Source organism: Paraburkholderia diazotrophica, from assembly GCF_038900755.1.
Classification (GTDB): Bacteria; Pseudomonadota; Gammaproteobacteria; order Burkholderiales; family Burkholderiaceae; genus Paraburkholderia; species Paraburkholderia diazotrophica_A.
In genome coordinates this window covers 1-20,542 of sequence record NZ_JBBPEN010000011.1, presented here as the reverse complement: position 1 = coordinate 20,542, position 20,542 = coordinate 1, and the positions used below count along the sequence as shown (strand labels likewise).

Annotated in this window: 14 protein-coding genes and 1 pseudogene; 6 read left to right on the top strand and 9 right to left on the bottom strand. The window is 63.5% G+C overall.

The window, feature by feature from the left end:
- The first annotated feature begins 119 nt into the window (after positions 1–119).
- Positions 120–1,409, top strand: a complete 1,290-nt coding sequence (locus AABE10_RS28455; protein WP_342936546.1) for an amidohydrolase family protein — start codon at positions 120–122, stop codon at positions 1,407–1,409.
- Between the two features lie 87 nt (positions 1,410–1,496).
- Here AABE10_RS28455 and ntrC read toward each other — a convergent pair whose 3' ends face one another.
- The 3 genes from ntrC to glnA all read right to left on the bottom strand — a co-directional run bounded on the left by ntrC (position 1,497) and on the right by glnA (position 5,842).
- Positions 1,497–3,008 carry a nitrogen regulation protein NR(I) gene (gene ntrC, locus AABE10_RS28450; protein WP_342936545.1) on the bottom strand — a complete coding sequence of 504 codons (1,512 nt, stop codon included), beginning with the start codon at positions 3,006–3,008 and terminating at the stop codon, positions 1,497–1,499.
- Positions 3,009–3,042: 34 nt separating this feature from the next.
- A complete protein-coding gene (gene glnL, locus AABE10_RS28445; RefSeq protein ID WP_342936544.1) occupies positions 3,043–4,185 on the bottom strand; it encodes a nitrogen regulation protein NR(II) in 1,143 nt (380 codons plus the stop codon).
- A gap of 241 nt (positions 4,186–4,426) precedes the next feature.
- Positions 4,427–5,842: a type I glutamate--ammonia ligase gene (glnA, locus tag AABE10_RS28440; RefSeq protein WP_342936543.1), complete on the bottom strand. Its 1,416-nt coding sequence runs from the start codon at positions 5,840–5,842 to the stop codon at positions 4,427–4,429.
- 447 nt (positions 5,843–6,289) lie between these two features.
- Here glnA and AABE10_RS28435 point away from each other — a divergent pair, with 447 nt between their 5' ends.
- Positions 6,290–6,754, top strand: a complete 465-nt coding sequence (locus AABE10_RS28435) for a rhodanese-like domain-containing protein (protein WP_342936542.1) — start codon at positions 6,290–6,292, stop codon at positions 6,752–6,754.
- A 243-nt stretch (positions 6,755–6,997) separates the two neighbouring features.
- Here the strand turns inward: AABE10_RS28435 and AABE10_RS28430 are convergent, their stop codons facing one another.
- The 4 genes from AABE10_RS28430 to AABE10_RS28415 all read right to left on the bottom strand — a co-directional run bounded on the left by AABE10_RS28430 (position 6,998) and on the right by AABE10_RS28415 (position 11,055).
- Positions 6,998–7,834 carry a competence/damage-inducible protein A gene (locus AABE10_RS28430; protein ID WP_342936541.1) on the bottom strand — a complete coding sequence of 279 codons (837 nt, stop codon included), beginning with the start codon at positions 7,832–7,834 and terminating at the stop codon, positions 6,998–7,000.
- A gap of 19 nt (positions 7,835–7,853) precedes the next feature.
- Entirely contained in the window at positions 7,854–8,732 is an 879-nt protein-coding gene (locus AABE10_RS28425; protein WP_342936540.1) for an EI24 domain-containing protein, read from the bottom strand.
- Between the two features lie 217 nt (positions 8,733–8,949).
- Positions 8,950–9,939 (bottom strand): sterol desaturase family protein, encoded by a 990-nt coding sequence (locus tag AABE10_RS28420; protein WP_342936539.1) that lies wholly within the window; start codon positions 9,937–9,939, stop codon positions 8,950–8,952.
- A gap of 102 nt (positions 9,940–10,041) precedes the next feature.
- Positions 10,042–11,055, bottom strand: a complete 1,014-nt coding sequence (locus AABE10_RS28415; RefSeq protein ID WP_342936538.1) for a beta-propeller fold lactonase family protein — start codon at positions 11,053–11,055, stop codon at positions 10,042–10,044.
- Positions 11,056–11,675: 620 nt separating this feature from the next.
- Between AABE10_RS28415 and AABE10_RS28410 the strand changes: the two genes are divergently transcribed.
- On the top strand, positions 11,676–12,974 hold the full coding sequence (locus AABE10_RS28410) for a YadA family autotransporter adhesin (protein WP_342936537.1): 1,299 nt from the start codon (positions 11,676–11,678) through the stop codon (positions 12,972–12,974).
- A gap of 155 nt (positions 12,975–13,129) precedes the next feature.
- Here the strand turns inward: AABE10_RS28410 and hrpA are convergent, their stop codons facing one another.
- Positions 13,130–17,470, bottom strand: a complete 4,341-nt coding sequence (hrpA, locus tag AABE10_RS28405; protein WP_342936536.1) for an ATP-dependent RNA helicase HrpA — start codon at positions 17,468–17,470, stop codon at positions 13,130–13,132.
- A 23-nt stretch (positions 17,471–17,493) separates the two neighbouring features.
- On the opposite strand from hrpA, the gene argA reads away from it, so the two are divergent.
- Positions 17,494–18,873 carry an amino-acid N-acetyltransferase gene (argA, locus tag AABE10_RS28400; RefSeq protein WP_342936535.1) on the top strand — a complete coding sequence of 460 codons (1,380 nt, stop codon included), beginning with the start codon at positions 17,494–17,496 and terminating at the stop codon, positions 18,871–18,873.
- Between the two features lie 62 nt (positions 18,874–18,935).
- Positions 18,936–19,211, top strand: a complete 276-nt coding sequence (locus AABE10_RS28395) for an oxidative damage protection protein (protein WP_012400884.1) — start codon at positions 18,936–18,938, stop codon at positions 19,209–19,211.
- Between the two features lie 74 nt (positions 19,212–19,285).
- Here AABE10_RS28395 and AABE10_RS28390 read toward each other — a convergent pair whose 3' ends face one another.
- Positions 19,286–19,543: a hypothetical protein gene (locus AABE10_RS28390; RefSeq protein ID WP_342936534.1), complete on the bottom strand. Its 258-nt coding sequence runs from the start codon at positions 19,541–19,543 to the stop codon at positions 19,286–19,288.
- 789 nt (positions 19,544–20,332) lie between these two features.
- Between AABE10_RS28390 and AABE10_RS28385 the strand changes: the two are divergent.
- Positions 20,333–20,542: pseudogene (locus AABE10_RS28385) on the top strand (MFS transporter); the annotation flags it as partial.

Genomic DNA, 20,542 nt, shown 5'->3' with positions numbered 1-20,542 from the left:
ATCGCGTGGTGCCAGCCGGTACAGCAGGGTCGTTTGTCCTATGCCGTCGGGACGATGCGGATCAGCGCCACACGCATTTGTTCCACCGATAGAATCGACGTCATGCAAAGGAGCCGCCCATGGACCTGATCATCCGTCGTGCCGTATTGCCGCGCAGCGCGGCTCAATCGAATGGCCCTGTTGACATCGGCATCGAGGGCGGCCGCATCATCGCTGTCGAGCCGACGCTCGCCGCCACCGCGCGCGAAGAGATCGACGCGAATGGTTCGCTCGTCACGCCGCCGTTCGTCGATGCGCACTTCCATATGGACGCGACGCTCTCGTATGGCTTGCCGCGCGTGAACGCGTCGGGCACCTTGCTCGAAGGCATCGCGCTATGGGGCGAGCTGAAGCCGCATCTCACGCAGGAAGCGCTCGTCGCTCGCGCGTTGCAGTATTGCGATTGGGCCGTCGCGCGCGGGCTGCTGGCCATCCGCACGCATGTCGATGTATGCGACGAGCGCCTGCTCGCCGTCGAAGCGCTGCTCGAAGTGAAGCGCCGCGTGGCGCCTTATATGGATCTGCAACTGGTCGCGTTTCCACAAGACGGGCTGCTGCGCAGCGCGGGCGCGTTCGACAACCTCAAGCGCGCGATCGCGATGGGCGTCGATGTGGTCGGTGGCATTCCGCATTTCGAGCGCACGATGGCGGACGGCGCGGAGTCGGTGCGTCTGCTATGCGAGTTCGCGGCCGAGAAAGGCTTGCGCGTCGACATGCATTGCGACGAATCCGACGACCCGATGTCACGCCATATCGAAACGCTCGCCGCGCAAGCGCATCGTCTCGGCATGCAAGGCCGCGTGACGGGCTCGCATCTGACGTCGATGCATTCGATGGACAACTACTACGTCAGCAAGCTGCTGCCGCTGATGCGCGAGGCGGGCGTCGCGGCCATTGCAAACCCGCTGATCAACATCACGCTGCAAGGGCGTTCGGATACATATCCGAAGCGGCGCGGCATGACGCGCGTGCCGGAGATGATGGCGGCGGGCATCGACGTCGCGTTCGGTCACGATTGCGTGATGGACCCGTGGTACAGCCTCGGTTCCGGCGACATGCTCGAAGTCGCGCATATGGGCCTGCACGTAGCGCAGATGACGGGCATCGACGCGATGCATGCGTGCTTCGATGCGGTGACGGCAAATGCGGCGCGCATCCTCGGGCTCGAGCGTTACGGCATCGAGCCGGGGTGCGATGCGAACCTCGTCGTGCTCGACGCGCGCGATGCCGTCGAAGCGATACGCTTGCGCGCGGCGCGGCTCGCCGTCGTGAGTCGAGGGAAAGTGGCGAGCCGCGCGCCGGCGGCGCGGGCGCAACTGTCGCTCGAAGGGCGGCCGGCGGAAGTGGACTTCAAGCTACATCGCGAATAGAAAAGAAAGGCGGCCCGATGGCGCGTGGCGCCGTCGAGCCGCTTTCATTCCCATCGCGTGAGCGGAGCGCAGTGAAAGCGCCAGCAATCAGGATTCGAGGTTCAACTCCTGGATCTTGCGCGTGATCGTATTGCGTCCGATGCCGAGGCGCTCCGCCGCTTCCACCTTGCGTCCGCGCGTGAAGTCGAGCGCTTCGCGAATCACGGCCGCCTCGAAACGGCGCGACAGCTCGTCCATTACATCGGCGGCGTTCTCGCGCAAGAGCTTCGCGACTTCTGTCCGCAGCCCGTTCTCCCATGCGGCGACAGGCGACGGTATCGTCGCGCCGCCCTGCACGGCGGGCGTGCCCAGCAGCGGCGCCACGCCGTTTGCTACGGCTGCGCCCGACGTGGCATCGATCGGCATCGCTCCGCCAGTCGACACGAGTTCCACACCCGCCTGTTGCGTCGACACGAGATCGGGCGGCAAGTCCTTGACCTCGATCGTCTGCGCGGGCGCCATCACCGTCAGCCAGTTCGCGAGGTTTTCGAGCTGACGCACGTTGCCCGGAAACGGCAGCGACGTGAGATAAGCCAGCGCCTCGTCCGATACGCGCTTCGGCTCGACGCCGAGATCGCGCGCGCTTTTCTGGAGGAAGTGGCGCGTCAGCAGCGGAATGTCCTCGCTGCGCTCGCGCAAAGCGGGAAGACGCAAGCGGATCACATTCAGCCGGTGATACAGGTCCTCGCGAAACAACCCTTGCCGCACGCGCGATTCGAGATTCTGATGCGTCGCCGCGATCACGCGCACGTTCGCCCGCAGCGGATTGTGTCCACCGACGCGATAGAACTGCCCATCCGACAGCACGCGCAACAGACGCGTCTGCAAATCGAACGGCATATCGCCGATTTCATCGAGAAACAGCGTGCCGTTCTCAGCCTGCTCGAATCGTCCCTGGCGCATCGCCTGCGCACCCGTGAATGCGCCGCGCTCGTGACCGAACAGTTCGGATTCCAGCAGATCTTTCGGAATCGCTGCCGTGTTGAGCGCGATGAACGGACCGTTCGCGCGTGGGCTATGTCGGTGCAAGGCGCGCGCGACAAGTTCCTTACCGGTGCCTGATTCGCCCGTAATGAGCACGGTCGCCGCCGAATGCGACAGCCGGCCGATCGCGCGGAACATGTCCTGCATCGCGGGCGCCTGGCCGAGCATCTCCGGCGCTTCGGCCACGCGGTCGTCCCATGTATGCTCGCCGCGCACGCTTTCGTCGACGGCGCGGCGAATCAGTTCGACGGCCTTGTCGACATCGAACGGCTTCGCGAGGTATTCGAATGCACCGCCCTGGAATGCAGCAACGGCGCTGTCGAGATCCGAGAACGCCGTCATGATGATGACGGGCAATCCCGGCACGCGGTCGCGCACGGTCTGCAGCAGTTCGAGCCCGGAGCCGCCTGGCATCCTGATATCGGAGACGAGCACCTGCGGGCTGTCGTGTTCCAGCGCACCCGCGGCTTCGCGGACGTTCGCGAAGCTGCGCGTCGCGAAGTTCTCGCGTGCGAGTGCTTTCTCGAGCACCCAGCGGATCGATTGGTCGTCGTCTACTATCCAGATCGGCTTCATATAGGTCCGTCAGAAGTCTTGTATGCGTGTCGTGTCAGCAGTTGAGCGGCAGCAGGATCTGAAACTCGGTGTGACCGGGACGGCTCTCCACTTCGATCATCCCTTCGTGTTGTTGCACGAATGTCTGCGCGAGCGTCAGGCCGAGGCCACTGCCATCGTCGCGCCCCGATACGAGCGGATAAAAGATGCGCTCGCGTATTTCTTCGGGAATGCCGGGCCCGTTGTCGACGACATGCAAGTCCAGTGCCAGCTTGCAAAGACGTTTCGCGATCGTCACCTTGCGCGCGACGCGCGTGCGCAACTCGATGCGCGCATCGCCTTGCGAGATGCGTTCGCGCAAGGCTTCGGCCGCATTGCGCACGATGTTCAGCAGCGCCTGGATCAGTTGCTCCTTGTCGCCGCGCAGATCGGGCACGCTCACGTCGTAGTCGCGCTCGACCGTGAGGCCGCGCGGAAACTCCGCGAGAATCACGGCGCGCACGCGCTCGCAGACTTCGTGAATGTTCACGTCGCCGACGATATGCGGATGACGATGCGGTTCGAGCAACCGGTCGACGAGCGTCTGCAGCCGGTCCGATTCCTTGATGACGACCTGCGTGTACTCGCGTAGCTCGTCGCGTTCGCGCGCGCCGAGTTCGAATTCGAGCAGTTGCGCCGCGCCGCGAATGCCGCCGAGCGGATTTTTGATCTCATGCGCGAGATTGCGGATTAACTGCTTGTTGACGGCCGTCAGATCGTGAATGCGCTCTTCTCGATCGGAGCGCAAGTGCCGCTCGTTCTCGAAGAGTTCCAGCAGCACGTAGTCTTGCGCGCTCTCCAGAAAGCCGACGACGGCATGCACATGCAGCGGCTCGTGGCCGGGACGTTCGAGCACGGCATCGAGATGCGTCGCGTGAAAACGATGAGCGGCGATCGCGGCGATGGTCGCAGTCAGCTCGTCGCCGTTCGCGAAGATCTCGGGCCACGCCATCTGCGTCAGTTGCCGGCGCGACATTTCGAGCATCGATTCCGCCGACGGGTTCGCGAACGCGACACGCAGCGTTCGCTTGTCGAGCACGAGCACGACAGTCGGCAGCGCCTCGAAGCCAGGCAGCAAACCGGACTCGACGAGCTGCACATCGTCCGACAGCGCGTCGGCATGCCCTTTTCTGGCCTTGATCAGGTTCTTCAGTACCATCTTGCAGTCGGGTAGAGAGCGTTGCATGAGGCGGGAGCAAGCGCTCGAGCGCTGACTCCCGCCGGCAGCGATGGTGAAGCGGGCTTCAGTGCACGCTGTTCAATACGGCAACATCAATCTGCAATAAAAAAGTCATCGCTTCTGTCCAACGAAAAAGGGACGGCGCCGCCGTCCCTTCATGACCGATCGCAGCGTCGGGGCTACGCCTGCCCGCATACGCGCAGGCAAGGCGCAGCGCCTCTTACAGCGAGTAGTACAGTTCGAATTCGACCGGGTGCGTGGTCATGCGCACGCGTTGCAGTTCGCCTTCCTTCAGTTCGAGGTAAGCGTCGAGCATCGCATCCGTGAACACGCCACCGCGCGTCAGGAACTCGCGATCCTTGTCGAGTGCTTCCAGCGCCTGGTCGAGGCCGGCACACACGGTCGGAATCTTTGCATCTTCTTCCGGCGGCAGGTCGTACAGGTTCTTGTCCGCCGCTTCGCCCGGATGGATCTTGTTCTGCACGCCGTCCAGACCCGCCATCATCAGCGCGGAGAAGCACAGGTACGGGTTCGCGAGCGGATCCGGGAAGCGCGTTTCGATACGGCGGCCCTTCGGGTTCGCGACGTGCGGAATACGGATCGATGCCGAACGGTTGCGTGCCGAGTAAGCCAGCTTCACAGGCGCTTCGAAGTGCGGCACGAGACGCTTGTACGAGTTCGTACCCGGGTTCGTGATCGCGTTCAGCGCGCGAGCGTGCTTGATGATGCCGCCGATGTAGAACAGCGCGAATTCCGACAGGCCGGCGTAGCCGTTGCCTGCGAACATGTTCTGGCCGTCCTTCCAGATCGACTGGTGAACGTGCATGCCCGAACCGTTGTCGCCGACGATGGGCTTCGGCATGAACGTCGCCGTCTTGCCGTACGTGTGCGCGACGTTGTGGACGATGTACTTCAGTTGCTGCGTCCAGTCCGCGCGCTGAACCAGCGTCGAGAACTTCGTGCCGATTTCGTTCTGGCCCTGGCCCGCCACTTCGTGGTGGTGGACTTCGACGGGGATGCCGATCTGCTCGAGCAGCAGGCACATTTCCGAGCGGATGTCCTGGAACGAATCGACGGGAGCGACGGGGAAGTAGCCGCCCTTCGTGCCCGGACGGTGGCCCGTGTTGCCGCCTTCGAATTCCTTGCCCGACGACCACGGTGCTTCTTCCGACCCGATCTTGACGAAGCAGCCCGACTGGTCCGTGTTCCACTGGACCGAGTCGAAAATGAAGAATTCCGGTTCCGGACCGAAGAAAGCCGTGTCGCCGAGACCCGTGCTCTTCAGGTACGCTTCGGCGCGCTTCGCGAGCGAGCGCGGATCGCGCTCATAGCCCTTGCCGTCAGCCGGTTCGACGACGTCGCAGGTCAGCACGAGAGTCGATTCTTCGTAGAACGGGTCGATGAAGGCGGTGTTCGCGTCCGGCACGAGCAGCATGTCCGATGCCTCGATGCCCTTCCAGCCGGCAATCGAAGAACCGTCAAATGCATGGCCGCTTTCAAACTTGTCTTCGTCGAATGCCGACACCGGCACCGAAACGTGTTGCTCCTTGCCGCGCGTGTCGGTGAAACGGAAGTCGACAAACTTGACGTCCTCGTCCTTGACGAGCTGCATGACGTCGGCCACGGATTTACTCATAACCTATCTCCTGATTAACGAATTCGGCGGGTTGAGCCGCCGCCCAATCTAGCTGACCAGCCCCGACGCGTCCACCCCTCCAATACCGGCATTCCGGGGTCGACCGTTTCTGGCGTCGGGCCAGTTTGATCGGGACCATTAAAGCAGCTTCCATGCCATATTCTTGCCGCGCGCGCGCCGGCTCGCTACAACGCCAGTACCGACGCGCGTTTGCGGGGAATCGGCGCACACCCTTTGCGGGAATTGCGTGGCCCGAAACCGGGCTGCCGCACCATCGTCGTGCATCATAAAAATCCGCCATCACTTAACAGGCCAATTTGGTGCATGACGGTCATCTTGCACCAAAATGAAGCATTGCGCATGCCGTCGGCTTCCGTTTCCGATTGTGGCGCCCGGTATGCGCGTGCTTGCTAGAATGATTTTTTGGCTCCGAGGAGATCTGCTGTCATGAGTACGCTCGAACAGTTGTACAGCCAGGCGGAAAAGCGCCGCGTCGAAAACCAGCTTCCATATGCGGGCGCCGTCTCGCCTGCCGAAGCGTTCGAGCTTCTGCAACTCGACCCACGCGCCCGCCTCGTCGACGTCCGCACGCGCGCCGAGCTGGATTGGGTCGGCCGCCCCGTCGTCGGCGACGGCCAGTATGCGCATGTCGAATGGACGCGCTATCCGGGCGGCGTACCGAATGTCGAATTCATCGACCAGCTGCGTCAGATCGCGACACCCGATACGCCCGTGCTGCTCCTGTGCCGCAGCGCCGCGCGCTCGAAGCTCGCCGCGATTGCCGCGACGCAGGCCGGCTTCACGAAGGCGCTGGATCTGCTCGAAGGCTTCGAAGGCGACAAGGACGGGCAGGGACATCGCAAGACGGTATCGGGCTGGTGTTTCCGCGGACTGCCGTGGATCGGCGCGTAAGAAGCACGATTCGCATACGACTCGGCCGATTCGCGCCCGATTCGCGCCCGCTTCGAATACGACGAAGCGAAGCCGACGGCTTTCCAGAATCACGCGGCGCACGGTGCTAACCGTGCGCCGCTTTCGTTTGCCCTTCCATTTGAATCGTCCGCGCGCGATGTGACACGCGCATGAGGTTCTTCAGACGGCGCGCGTCGCACGCACCGCTCATGCGATGTCAGCGCCGATATCGCCTCGGCGCGATCAGCCGCGTGACTGCGCTTGTGCCGCAGCCGTTTCCGGCTCCACAATATCGCCGCCGAGCAGATGCACGCCTTCGCGCAGCTTCACGAACGCCGCAGCGACGGCCTCGGGCTCGCCTTTCACGCCAAGATCGATATGGCGGCGCGCATAGATGCCGCCACGCTCCGCATCGCCGACGCTCGGCAGGCTGAACACGCGCACGCCCGGGAAGTCGTGCTCGATCTTTTCCATCAACGGTGTCAGCGTCGACTCAGGCAATTCGAAAACCAGCAGCGACTTTTCTGCGTGCGGAGTCGAGTGATGCAGATGCGCGTACTTCGTATCCAGCACCCACTCGATCATCGGCCAGGCCATCACCGGAAAGCCGGGTACGAAATGGTGATCGCTGACAGAGAAGCCAGGAATCTTGTTGTAGCCGTTCGGAATGATCGACGCGCCGCGCGGAAACGTGCCCATGTTCAGACGATGCAGGTTCTCGGGTGAATTGAAATCGACGGCTGTCGACGCGTTGGCGGGATGCATCTCGCGGATGCGCTCCTGGATCAGCACTTTCGCTTCCGGATGCAGTTCGAGCGGCACGGCGAGCGCGGCGGCCGCGCATTGACGCGTGTGATCGTCCGGCGTCGCGCCGATGCCCCCCGTTGAGAACACGACATCGCCCGATGCGAACGAGCGGCGCAGCGTCGCGGTGATGCGCGCAGGGTCGTCGCCGATATATTCGGCCCATGACAGCGACAGCCCGCGCGAGCTCAGAAGCTGGATAACCTTAGGCAGATGCTTGTCGACGCGCCTGCCCGACAGGATTTCATCGCCGATGATGATGACGCCAAATGCCATTGCAGCCTCGTGTCCAGTATCAGTAGGAAATGCGCGCCGGGTCCCGCGCACCGTAAGGACCATCGCGTGGGCCATCGCGACCGTGATGACCGTTCGCGCCGTGCTCTTCGGCGCGCATCCGCTGCAGCGCGCGCAGGCAGTAGAAGCCGAACCACAGCGCCGTAAACACCAGGATGAAAGCATAGATCCAGATGGTCGCCGCGGTCATGACGGGAAACAGTACGATCAGCCAGACGGACGACGCCCAGATGAGCGTCGGCAGCGAGCCGAGCAGCCCGCTCGCCACGCCGATCAGCAGCAGCGGCAAACGATGACGGCTCACGAGCGCGCGCCGCTCCTCGCTGCTCGCGTGCAGCGCGAGCGCGTCGTACGTCATCACGCGATACGTGAGCCAGCCCCAGAGCAGCGGCGGGATCAGCGCGAAAAAAGGAGGAATCAGCCACAGGGGCAACGTGACCACGAGCACGACGAGGCACACGAGCGTCGTCCAGACGGCATGGACGAGGCTGCCGTACCACGTGCCGCCGCGCCGCATCTCCAGCCCGGCAAACTGACGCGCGGACAGATGCCGGATCACGGCGGGCATCGACAGCGTCGCAATCAGCAGCAGCACCGTCACGACGATGAGGGGAATCGCGACCGCGATCACGATGAACGGCGCAACGGCCGCATGCAGCGACGAAAACCCGAGCCAGTCGAACAGCCTGTAAAGCGTGGTCGTGAGCGGCCAGCCTTCGAGCCAGCCGCGCGTCGCGCCAATCAGCGTCTGCCAGGAAAACCAGAGGACCACGCCCCAGACGATCGCCGCCGCAGCGAACGGCATGAACGTCAGCCAGAGCATGCGCGGATGCAGCACAGAAGAAAGCGCGCGCCCAAACGAGCGCAAAAGGTCATTCATGCGAAGTCAGTGCCGGTAGCGGAAGCGCAGGGAAAAGAAGAAAACGTGGACAGGATAAACCACGTCGAGTTCGGACGGCGAATGCAGAACTTGCCGCGCGGATAGCAACCTGCGTGCGCGGTTGCGCCGGCGCGAGCCACGCACGGGAACCCGGCGATTACCGGGCGCGCGTGCGCTTGTGAAAGATGCAATGGAGAAGCTACGTCGACAGCGCGCGTCAGGAGGCCGCGCGCCGCTGCTTCCTGTTGCCGCCGATGCGCTGCGCGATGCGCACGAACGCCAGCCAGTGCTGCGCCCAGAAACCTTCGCCGTAGTGTCGGCCGCTGAGCTGATCGCGGATGCCCGTTGGCTCCATCTCGCGGCTCCACGAGGCGCTGCCGAACAGCATGTCCCACCACGGAAAGAGCACGCCGAAATTGCAGCCGTACTTCAACCCTTCGTGGCCGTAGCCGATCGCGTGATGACGGCGGTGAAACGTCGGGCTGACGAGCAGACGCTCGCCGAGCCAGCCGAAGTACATCCGGATATTCGCGTGCTGCACGCTCTGCGCAAGATTCGTGACGGCGACCAGCACGACGAACTGCGACGGCGGCACGCCGATGAAGAGCGCGATGACCGCGAAGAAACACGCCTGGAGCAGATTGTCGAGCAGATGGTTACGGTCGTCGGCCCAGAGCGACATCTGCTGCTGGCTGTGATGCACCGCGTGCAGCTCCCACCAGACGCCGATCCTGTGCTGCCCACGGTGATACCAGTAGCCCGCGAAATCGAGCACCAGCAGATACATGATGAACGTGACGATCGGCTGCGTCGTCACGCCGGGCCACAGGTTGTCCAGCTCGATATTCGCGATGCCATGCAGGCGCAGCCAGCCTTGCACCGAGTCGAAAAACGGCTGCAGCGCGAAAAAGAAGAACAGGTTGAGAATGCCGAGCTTCGCGATCCACGTGTACAGCACGTCGACGCGCACCGCCCTGCGGTCCTTCCACTGCTCCACCGGCCGCAGCGCTTCGAGCGGCCGCAGCAGCGCGTACATGGCGAGCACTTCCAGCACGCCGACGATCACCCAGTAGAGGCTGTCGTACGTGTCTTCGTCGTAGTCCATCAGGCCGAAGTGAAACAGCAGCGGCTGCACGATATCGATGTACAGCAGCGTCTGGATCGACGAGATGAAGCTGTCGAGATTGGAAACGATCAGGTGGAACATGGGGCTCTTCGTCGCGTTCGGCATTACCGTGACTTTACCGCGTGGCTTCGCGGCTCGCAGGCGGGCGCTCAGGGAGGCGCGCCGCCCGCGTGGCATGCCGCGTTACGCTCCGTTCGGCGCGGTGACGGGCGCGCGATCGAAGAAATAGATGCCGTGCGGCGAGCGGCCCACGGCGATCGTCTGGATCAGCTTGCGCGTGCTCAAATCGATCACGCCGACGTGCTTCGCGAAACGGAACGTCACCCACAGATACCGTTTGTCCGCGGAAAGTTCCATGTCGTCCGGTCCCGGCAGCAGGCCCGTGATGTCGCCGACGTTGGTGAGCGTGTCCTCGTCGATGATGCTGATCGTGCTGGCCACCCGGTTCGACACCGCGACGTGCTTGCCGTCGGCGAGCGAGCGGAAGTTGTGCGCGCCCTTGCCCGTCGTGATCGTCTTCACGACCTTCTGGTTTCTCCAGTCGACGACAGCCACATAGTCCGCGCCCGTCATGCCGACCAGCAGGTACTTGTCACCGGGCGTCATCCACAGGCCGGCCGGCACCTTGCCGACTTTCATCTTCCACTTGACCGTCTGCGTGGCGAGATCGACAGCCGCCAGTTCGCCCGACACCTGCAACGTGATGAACACTGTCTTGCTGTCGTTCGTGAACGCGATGTGGCTCGGCATCACGGCGAGCGGCAGACGGCTCGCCAGCGTCATGTTGTGGCCGTCGTAGTGGTAAATGTCGAGCCTGTCGAGACGCAAGCCCGTTGTCACGAGCCATTTGCGATCCGGCGAGAAACCGATCTGATAGGGATCTTCGATGTTTTCGATCCAGCGCTGCAGCTTGCCCGTTTTCGGGTCGACGAACATCAGATTGTTCGACACCGAATTCGCGACGATCAGCGAGGAATTGTCCGGCGTCGCCATCAGGTGATGCGGCTCCTTGCCGGTCGGCACGGTGTCGACAACCTGACGCGTGGCCTCGTCGATCAGGCTCAGCGTGGCTTCGCCGGAATTGAGCACGATCACGTTGTTCGCCTGAACTGCCGGGGAGAAGAAGCTTGCTGCCGCGACGAGCGCCGCGCCGGCTGCAAACGCACTGTTCAAGCCGGGAAGGGAAAATTTGCGCATGAAAACTCACATCAGGGGACAGTCGCCATTGTAGAACGTTTGCACGGCCCAACGGTTGACCTGGATCGCGGAAAAACAGGCACTTGCGGCCGGTTGTCGCGAGGGTCTCGCGCGATCCGACGCGGGCATTCTTGCCGTCGGCGCGCGGGTCCGAACATCGCCGTTCGCATCGCCGAATCAATCGGATTTCTGCCTCTGGAATTCCACTGCCGCTCTTTAATCCGGCTATAAAAACTGAAGGTAAAAGCGGATTAATCGCGAGCGGTTTTCACTGATTGCAGACGGAAATTTCAGATCGTTATTAATTAAGAGTTACCTCATATCGGCGCCTCGTCATTCGCCACAAAAATCCGTAAGTGCAATACCCGTTTTGACGCTTGCCAGCAGAACGGATACGCGCCGGCCAGCGCGGGCGAAACGAGCCCGTGCCTCCACAAGCATCTCGCCATCCCAGCAAAGCGGGTCTTGCCACAACCGATGTTTGTCCAGCCGCCCGGCGTTTCCGAACGATTGCTGCCCTGCTTTACCCGGAGTTTTGAGGCATGAAAATAACGATTGAAATGGCGTGCGCGCCAATTACGCAACATCGCGCCGTCTCGAGTACTGGAAAAAGGCGGCGCGTGAAGCGTATCGCCGAACTGATGCTGGCGTGCGCCGCGTTCTCCTTCACGCTGACGGATGCAAACGCCCAGATACGGATAGGTGAAGCCGCGGTGGTGCTCGACGAGACGGGCCTGGCGTTCGGCAATGCATCGTACTCCGGTGGCGTCGATGCAAGCGCCATCGGAGATACCTCGACTGCGGGCACAGACAATACAACGGCGATCGGCGCTCACTCGCGCGCGATGGCGGCATCGGCTACATCGCTGGGTCATGCGGCGCAAGCGATTGCCTTCGAGTCGCTCGCGCTCGGCGCGAATTCGATGGCGAACTTCAGCAACAGTGTGGCGCTCGGCGCAGGTTCGACAACGCTCTTCGGCGCGCAGTCCGGGTACGCGGCGTTTGGCCTGGATGCGTCGCAGACTTCATCCGGCGAGGTCAACGTCGGCAATCGCACGATCAGCGGCGTGGCTGCGGGCCGGGTCGACCAGGACGCCGTCAACGTCGCGCAACTGCAAGCCGTGGCGAGCAGGATCGACGGCGCGGTGATGTACGACCGCAACCCGGACGGCACGATCAACGACGGCAGCGTTACGCTGCAAGGCGATCCGGCGAACGGCGGCACACGCGTGCGCAACGTCGCGGATGCCGTCGACGCCCACGATGCCGTCAATCTCGGCCAGCTTTCCGCGCTGCTCGACAGCGCCGCAGGCAACGTGACGGTCAACACGTCGAATCCGATGTTCAGTTCAGAGGGCTTGCCTGCCACCGAACCGGCAGTGGCCAGCGGCGCGCATTCCATCGCTGCGGGCGCCAATGCGCATGCGAACGGCGCGAATGCTGTGGCTCTGGGCGCCGGCTCGAACGCGAGCGCGGACAATGCCGTCGCGCTCGGCCAGGGCTCGGTCGCCGATCGCGCGAATACCGTGTCCGTCGGCGCGGCGGGACAGGAGCGGCAAATCACGAACGTCGCGGCAGGCGTCCAGGGCACGGATGCCGTCAACGTCAGCCAGTTGAATCAGAGCGTGAGCAGCGCAGTCGGCCGGGCAAAAAGCTATACCGATGACCAGGTGCGCTCGGTCCGCAAGGACGGCTACGGCGGCGCAGCCGCGGCGATCGCGATGGCGGGCCTTCCGCAAGCGGTGCTGCCCGGCCGAGGCATGGTCGCGCTCGCTGCGGGCACATACGGCGGACAGTCGGCGATGGCCGTCGGCGTGTCGCAACTGTCGGACACGGGCAAGTGGGTGTACAAACTCCAGGGCACAGCAAGCTCGCGCGGCGAAGTCGGCGCGTCGATCGGCGCGGGGATGCACTGGTGAGACGCGGGTCGCCTCGCGAGTGAGCGGATGACGAAAATCACAGGGTGTGATTTTGCCCACGTGATTTTCGTCCGCAATGGCACGCCGCGCCACGCCGCGCGACGAGCGCGGGATGCGAGCCGTCCGGCGCACTGAACAAAAAGCGCCGAACTCCATTACCGCTGCATCGATTCCCAGACCTTGTAGAGCCGCTTGACGGAAACAGGCATCGGCGTGCGCAGTTCTTGCGCGAAAAGCGACACGCGCAGTTCTTCGAGCAGCCAGCGAAACTCGGCGAGCCGCGCATCGGGCACGCCGCCGCGCTGCGCGAGCGCGCGCTGGTAATGCTGTGCAAGCGGCTGCAATTCCGCGGACTGACGTGCATCGCGCGCCGGGTCGGCTTTCAGCTTGTCGATGCGCAGCGCAATGCCCTTTAGATAGCGCGGGAAATGGCTCAGTTGCGTGTACGGTGTATCGACGATAAAACGCTTGCCGATCAGCGCATCCAGCTGGTTCTGCATGTCCGCATAAGGCGCGGCGAACGGCTTCGCCTGCGCGAGCTTTTTGACCACCGCCGTGTACTCGCCGAGAATCAGTCCGCCGAGGCGCGCGATTTCCTGCGCGAGCAGCGTCAGCCGGCTGCGGCCTTCGTCCTTGCGCGCGTGGAAGCTCGCGTCGTCGTCGGGTAGCGGGTCTTGCAGGCACGCGCGGTCGAGCGCCGTATCGATCAGCTGATCGCGCAGCTCTTCCTGCGTGCCGCGCGGCATGAACTGCATCGCCATTTCGCGCAAGCCCGGCAGATTCTTTTCAAGGTACTTGATCGGCTCGCGCAACTGCAACGCGAAGAGTCGCCGCAACCCGGCGCGATGGATGCGCGCAGCCTCGTCGGGCGAATCGAACACTTCCACGTCGCAATGCGTGCCGCAATCGACGAGCGCGGGGTAGCCGAACAGCATCTGTCCGCCCCGGCGAATTTCGAGCAGTTCAGGCAGCTTGCCGAAATTCCAGGTCGTCAGGTTTTCGTACAGCGCTGTCGCGGATGCCGCGGCGGATTCGGCCGTCGACGGCGTGTGCGGCGCGCTCGAAGCGCTTCGCGCGGCGGCGCTCTTCGTACCGCGCGAGCCGTCGCCCGTTGCACCTCGCGCAGGCGTGCCGCCGCCCGAAGCCGCATTGGCGAGCGCCGCCCCTGCCGCACTCGCCGCGATCTTCTGAAAATGCTGTTGCGCCTGGCCGCCGAGTTCCGCGCGCAACGGCGCGAGGTTGCGGCCCATCGCGAGCTGACGGCCGTGCTCGTCGATGACCTTGAAGTTCATGAACAGATGCGGCGCGAGCGTTTCGAGCTTGAAGTCCGACTGCTTCATCGCGACCTGCTTCTGCTCGCGGACATCGGCGATCAGCGCGTCGAGCAGACCGCCCGTGCCGAAGCGTGTGCCGCCATGACGCTCGACGAAACCCGCCGCATACTCCGGCAACGGCACGCAGTGACGGCGCAGCTTCTGCGGCAGCGACTTCAGCAGCAGTTGCGTCTTCTCTTTCAGCATGCCCGGCACAAGCCATTCGACGCGCCGTCCATCCACCTGGTTCAGCGCGAAAAGCGGCACCGCGAGCGTCACGCCATCGCGCGGCGAGCCCGGTTCGAAGTGATACGTCAGCGCCATTTCGACGCCCGACATCGTCATCCGCTTCGGGAACAGATCGGTCGTGACGCCGGCCGCTTCGTGACGCATCAGATCGTCGCGCGACAGATACAGCAGACGCAGCTTGTCTTCCTGCTGCCCGCTCTTCTTCACTTCATCGCGATACCAGCGCTCGAACGACGCGCCCGTATAGATGCCGTTCGGAATCGCCTGATCGTAGAACGCGTAGATGAGTTCGTCGTCGACCAGCACGTCCTGGCGGCGCGACTTGTGCTCCAACTGTTCGATTTCGCCGAGCAGCTTGCGGTTGTGCGCGAAGAACGCGAGCTTCGTGTCGAACTCGCCTTCGACGAGCGCGCCGCGAATGAACAATTCCCGAGCGCGCGCCGGGTCCTGCTTGCCGAAGCTCACACGCCGCCGGTGATAGACGGGCAAGCCGTACAGCACCGCGCGCTCGAATGCCGACACCTGCGCGGCGCGCTTTTCCCAATGCGGCTCGGAGAGCGACTTCTTCAACAGATGCGCGCCCACCCGCTCGACCCATTCCGGCTCGATCTTCGCGATACAGCGCGCGTACAGCCGGCTCGTCTCGACCAGTTCTGCCGCCATCGCCCACTTGCCCGCCTTCTTTACGAGCGCCGAGCCCGGCCACAGATAGAACTTGATGCCGCGCGCGCCGAGATAGTACGGCTCGTCGTCGGCTTTCAGGCCGATGTTGCCGAGCAGGCCCGTCAGCAGCGCGAGATGGATCTGCTCGAAAGTCGCGTCGCTTTCGTTCAGGCGCCAGCCGTGTTCGCGCACGACCGTCAGCAGTTGCGAATGCACGTCGCGCCATTCGCGCAGCCGCAGATGCGACAGGAAATTCTGCCGGCATGCATCGGTGAGCTGCCTGTTCGACTTCTTGTGCGCGACGGCCTCTTCGAACCACGCCCAGATCTTGAGCCATTGCAGGAACTCCGAGCGCTCGTCGGCGAACTTGCGATGCGCCTGGTCCGCCTGCTCTTGCGCATCGACCGGGCGATCGCGCGGGTCCTGCACGGACAGCGCGCTCGCGATGATCAGCACTTCACGCAGCGACTGCTGGTCGCGCGCGGCGAGAATCATCCGGCCGACGCGCGGATCGAGCGGCAAACGCGCAAGCTCACGGCCGAGCGGCGTCAGCGCGTTGTCGTCGTCGACGGCGCCGAGTTCGTTGAGCAGCTGATAGCCGTCTGCGATTGCGCGCCCTGGCGGCGGCTCGATGAACGGGAACGTTTCGATCGCCGTCAGGTGCAGCGACTTCATCCGCAAGATGACGGCGGCCAGCGACGAACGCAGAATTTCCGGGTCCGTGAAACGCGGCCGCGCCGCGAAGTCGGCTTCTTCGTAGAGACGGATGCAGATGCCATCGGCGACGCGGCCGCAGCGCCCTGCCCGCTGGTTCGCGGCCGCCTGCGAGATCGACTCGACCTGCAACTGCTCGACCTTGTTGCGATACGAGTAGCGCTTCACGCGCGCGAGGCCCGTGTCGATCACATAGCGGATGCCGGGCACCGTCAGCGACGTTTCGGCGACGTTGGTCGCGAGCACGATGCGCCGCGCGTTCGACGGACGGAACACGCGCTCCTGTTCGGCCGCGGAGAGCCGCGCGAACAGCGGCAGGATTTCCGTGTGCGGCGGATGGTGCTTGCGCAGCGCCTCCGCCGCGTCGCGAATCTCGCGCTCGCCGGGCAGGAACACGAGCACGTCGCCGGGGCCTTCGCGGCACAACTCGTCGGCGGCTTCGACGATCGCGTCCATCAGATCGCGATCCGTCTCGCGCTGCGTTTTCGCACGATCCGGCCGGTCGCCGCGCTCGCGGCCCGCATGGCCTTCCGCCGCTTTCACGGCCGGCGAGTCTTCAGCGACGGCGCGATAGCGCACTTCGACGGGATAGAGCCGCCCGCTCACTTCGATCACGGGCGCGGGCTTCTCTTCGCTGCCGAAATGGCGCGCGAAACGGTCGGCATCGATGGTCGCCGATGTCACGATCAGCTTCAGATCGGGACGCTTCGGCAGGATTTCCTTCAGATAGCCGAGCAGAAAATCGATGTTCAGACTGCGCTCGTGCGCTTCGTCGATGATCAGCGTGTCGTACGCCTTCAGCAGCGGATCGGTCTGCGTTTCCGCGAGCAGAATGCCGTCCGTCATCAGTTTGACGGAGGCGCCCTGCGCGAGATTGTCGGTGAAACGCACCTTATAGCCGACCACTTCGCCGAACGGCGTGCCGAGTTCCTCGGCGATGCGCCGGCCCGTCGCCGATGCCGCAATCCGGCGCGGCTGCGTGTGGCCGATCAGTCCGCTGCCGCCCGCGCCCAGCCCGCGTCCGAGCGCGAGACAGATTTTCGGCAGCTGGGTCGTCTTGCCCGAACCCGTCTCGCCGCTCACGATCACGACCTGATGGCCAGCGATCGCGCGCGCAATTTCCTCGCGTCTGCCGGAAACGGGCAACGCTTCGGGGAACGTGATGGGCGGAACCGGATTCGGTTCGATTGCACGTGCGGGTTTTTGCGGTTCGCGCGGGCCTGCGCGCGGCCTTTCGCGCGGATTTTCACGCTGCTTTTCTTTTTGCTGGCCGGCGGCGTGCTTGCCGCCTTCAGCGCGCGGCTGGCCGTGCGCGCCGCTTTTTGCGCGATCGCGAGCGGCGCCCGCTTCTTTCTTCATCGCGTCACCGGACGCGGAATCGCCCGAACGCGGCGCATTCGCAGCGTTCACGGAAACATCACGACGCGAAGCTTCACCGCGTGCGTCGCGCCGCGCGTCTTGACGGTCGCGCGGGGTCGGCTTCGCGGCGTCCTTCGCAGCAGCGTCAGCCGCGTTTTTCGTATCGGCTCCAGCGGAGCTTTTGGGTACATTCGACATGGGGGCGCATTATAATCCGGGGCATGAATTCCCAAACCGACCTCGTCCCCTCGCCCGCCAGCTCGCCGGCCTCGTCCAGCGACGCGGAAATCCTGTTGCAGCATGCGCAATTCGTCGACTGGATGCGATCGGTCGCGCCGTACATTCACGCGTTCCGAAACAAGACGTTCGTCGTGGGTTTTGGCGGCGAAGTCGTGCATCAGGGGCTGCTCAACGCGCTCGTCTCCGACATCGCGCTGTTGCAGGCCATGGGTATCCAGATCGTGCTTGTGCACGGGTCTCGTCCGCAAGTCGAAGAGCAGATGAGCCTGCATGGCGTCGAGTCCGAGTTTTCGCACGGCATGCGCATCACCGATGCGCGCGCGCTCGAATCCGCGAAGGAAGCGGCGGGCGAAGTGCGTCTCGACATCGAGGCCGCAATCAGCCAGGGCTTGCCGAACACGCCGATGGCGCACGCGCACATCAGCGTCGTGTCGGGCAACTTCGTGACGGCGCGCCCGGTCGGCATTCTGGACGGGGTCGATTTCCAGCACACGGGTGTCGTGCGCAAGATCGATGCCGAGTCCATCCGTCATTCGCTGGCGAGCCGCAAGCTCGTGCTCCTGTCGCCGCTCGGCTTCTCGCCAACGGGCGAAGCGTTCAATCTGGCGATGGAAGACGTCGCGTCGGCGGCCGCGATTGCGCTGCGCGCGGACAAGATCGTGTTTCTCACCGAAACGGAAGGCCTGCTCGACGAAGAACGCGCGCTGATCCGCGAAATGTCGCTGGACGACGCTTACCGGCTGCACGAAAGCGGCGCGGTGACGGGAGACGCCGGTTTCTATCTGAAGCACTCGATCCGCGCGTGTCGCGGCGGCGTGGCGCGCGCGCACATCATTCCGTACGCGCTCGACGGCAGCCTGCTGCTGGAACTGTTCTTGCACGATGGCGTCGGCACGATGATCTCGTACGAGAACCTCGAGAGCCTGCGCGAAGCAACGCCCGACGACGTCGGCGGCATTCTCACGCTGATCGAGCCACTGGAGACGGATGGGACGCTCGTGCGGCGCGGACGTCACCAGATCGAGCGCGACATCGACCATTTCTCGGTGATCGAGCACGACGGCGTGCTGTTCGGCTGCGCGGCGCTGTATCCGTACCCGCAGGAGCGCATCGGCGAAATGGCGTGCCTGACGGTCGCGCCCGAAGCGCAGGGTTCGGGCGACGGTGAGCGGCTTCTGAAGCGCATCGAGCAGCGCGCGCGGGCGCGCGGCCTCACGCGCATCTTCGTGCTGACGACGCGCACCGAACACTGGTTCCTCAAGCGAGGCTTCGTGAAGGCCACCGTCGACGATCTGCCCGAAGATCGCCGACGGCTCTATAACTGGCAGCGCAAGTCGCTCGTGCTGATGAAACAGCTCTGAACGCTCAACATAACGCCCTATCGCGCGACGCCGTCCCATATCGATTACAGGAGAAGCACAGCATGACTCGCATGGTTCAATGCACGAAGCTCGGCAAGGAAGCCGAAGGTCTCGATTTCCCGCCGCTGCCGGGCGAACTCGGCAAGCGGATCTACGAGAGCATTTCGAAGGAAGCGTGGCAGCAGTGGCTGAAGCAACAGACGATGCTGATCAACGAAAACCGGCTGAACATGGCCGATCCGCGCGCGCGTCAGTACCTGATGAAGCAGACGGAAAAATTCTTTTTCGGCGAAGGAGCCGACCAGGCTTCGGGCTACGTGCCGCCGGCGCAAGGCTGAGCGGTCGCCGCGAGCCAATGGTAGAAAAATCCGCGCTACAGGCGCGGATTTTTTTCGCCCGTCCGATGCCGGCGCTAAAAGCCGTCGTCCTGTGCGCCGTATGAGCGCGATCCCCAGTAGTCTTCATCCCGCGGCGCATGGCCTGGCTCGCCAGTATAGGGATTGAAATTTCCGCGCGTCGAGTAGTTGTCGTTGCGAGTGTAATCGGGTTCCGTCCGGTGATATCCGTTGACGTAGGTACCGTCACGCCGGGTATAGCCGTGCACGTATTGGTCCGCAAACGCCGAAGGCGTTATGGAAAGGAAAAGCAGCACGGCGGCGAGCTTGTTCATCGTCAGTATCCTTGCAGATATGGTTGTGGGAACCTGTCATCGGGCGATCGCATCAGAACGCCAGCGCTGACTGGCACCGTGATGGTCAATTTCCGCATCGTCAACGACAATCAGAGCATCACGTCGCTCGTGTGCGATCTTTCGGACAAACTGAGCCGGTTCTCCCCAAGCGCTCGATTTCTTCTGGCTTCGGGGCAGTCAGAAGCCGGATTTGAACGAAACCGTTAATCCCACCCCACTTCTTCAACCGTCGCCGAATTCCCGCAATCGTCCGCCCGGCAACGGATTGCGCGCGTTCCCACCGCCTTGCCGGACGGGCGATTTGCACGATCCTCGCTCATCGTGCTATCATGTGTGTCGTTCTAACAGCATTAACCCTTCATTCGCGTTCAGTTCATAACCCAGCCATGCGTGCGGGGTTCGGATTGAGCTGTTTTATACAAGAAGGCTTGTCGGTTGTTTCGTTGCAAGTCGCGCCCGCCTGAACTGACGCGATCCAAAGCGACGCCTCGCCGGCCTTTTTCGTTTCAAGCCTTTCAAGCGGCATGAGCGCATTGCGTGCGCGAATGTCCTCCGGTATCTGCCCCCTGCAAGGCCACGCGGATACCAACGTTTAGCAGCAACCCCACGAGTGCAGTTTCGCGACGACCTTCGCGTTGCACGGGCGTCATTTTTTCTGCGCAGGTGCCCCGCACGTTCGCGCAGTGCGCCCTTACGCGGTCCGCGCCAGGCAAGATGCCTTTGGCCGCTCGCGAAACTGCACTTCCAGCAATCCGTGGCGGAGCGCTTATGCGTTCGGCCGCAGTCATAGGAGTTTTAACCTTGACCGCTACCAGCAACGGCTTCTGGCGACACAAGTCCAAAGACAACAGCCTCACCCTCGACGACATCACGGTTGTCGACAACACGCTGCTCAAGCGTGCCGTCGGCGCGATGGCGCTCGGCAACGCAATGGAATGGTTCGACTTCGGCGTGTACAGCTACATCGCCGTCACGCTC

Bases quoted from the DNA above. Each gene is read 5' to 3' on its own strand.
- AABE10_RS28395 (WP_012400884.1), top strand. From the start codon at position 18,936: ATGACTCGCATGGTTCAATGCACGAAGCTCGGCAAGGAAGCCGAAGGT.
- glnA (WP_342936543.1), bottom strand. From the start codon at position 5,842: ATGAGTAAATCCGTGGCCGACGTCATGCAGCTCGTCAAGGACGAGGAC.
- AABE10_RS28415 (WP_342936538.1), bottom strand. From the start codon at position 11,055: ATGCGCAAATTTTCCCTTCCCGGCTTGAACAGTGCGTTTGCAGCCGGC.
- ntrC (WP_342936545.1), bottom strand. From the start codon at position 3,008: ATGAAGCCGATCTGGATAGTAGACGACGACCAATCGATCCGCTGGGTG.
- glnL (WP_342936544.1), bottom strand. From the start codon at position 4,185: ATGGTACTGAAGAACCTGATCAAGGCCAGAAAAGGGCATGCCGACGCG.
- hrpA (WP_342936536.1), bottom strand. From the start codon at position 17,470: ATGTCGAATGTACCCAAAAGCTCCGCTGGAGCCGATACGAAAAACGCG.
- argA (WP_342936535.1), top strand. From the start codon at position 17,494: ATGAATTCCCAAACCGACCTCGTCCCCTCGCCCGCCAGCTCGCCGGCC.
- AABE10_RS28420 (WP_342936539.1), bottom strand. From the start codon at position 9,939: ATGTTCCACCTGATCGTTTCCAATCTCGACAGCTTCATCTCGTCGATC.
- AABE10_RS28455 (WP_342936546.1), top strand. From the start codon at position 120: ATGGACCTGATCATCCGTCGTGCCGTATTGCCGCGCAGCGCGGCTCAA.
- AABE10_RS28435 (WP_342936542.1), top strand. From the start codon at position 6,290: ATGAGTACGCTCGAACAGTTGTACAGCCAGGCGGAAAAGCGCCGCGTC.
- AABE10_RS28425 (WP_342936540.1), bottom strand. From the start codon at position 8,732: ATGAATGACCTTTTGCGCTCGTTTGGGCGCGCGCTTTCTTCTGTGCTG.
- AABE10_RS28390 (WP_342936534.1), bottom strand. From the start codon at position 19,543: ATGAACAAGCTCGCCGCCGTGCTGCTTTTCCTTTCCATAACGCCTTCG.
- AABE10_RS28430 (WP_342936541.1), bottom strand. From the start codon at position 7,834: ATGGCATTTGGCGTCATCATCATCGGCGATGAAATCCTGTCGGGCAGG.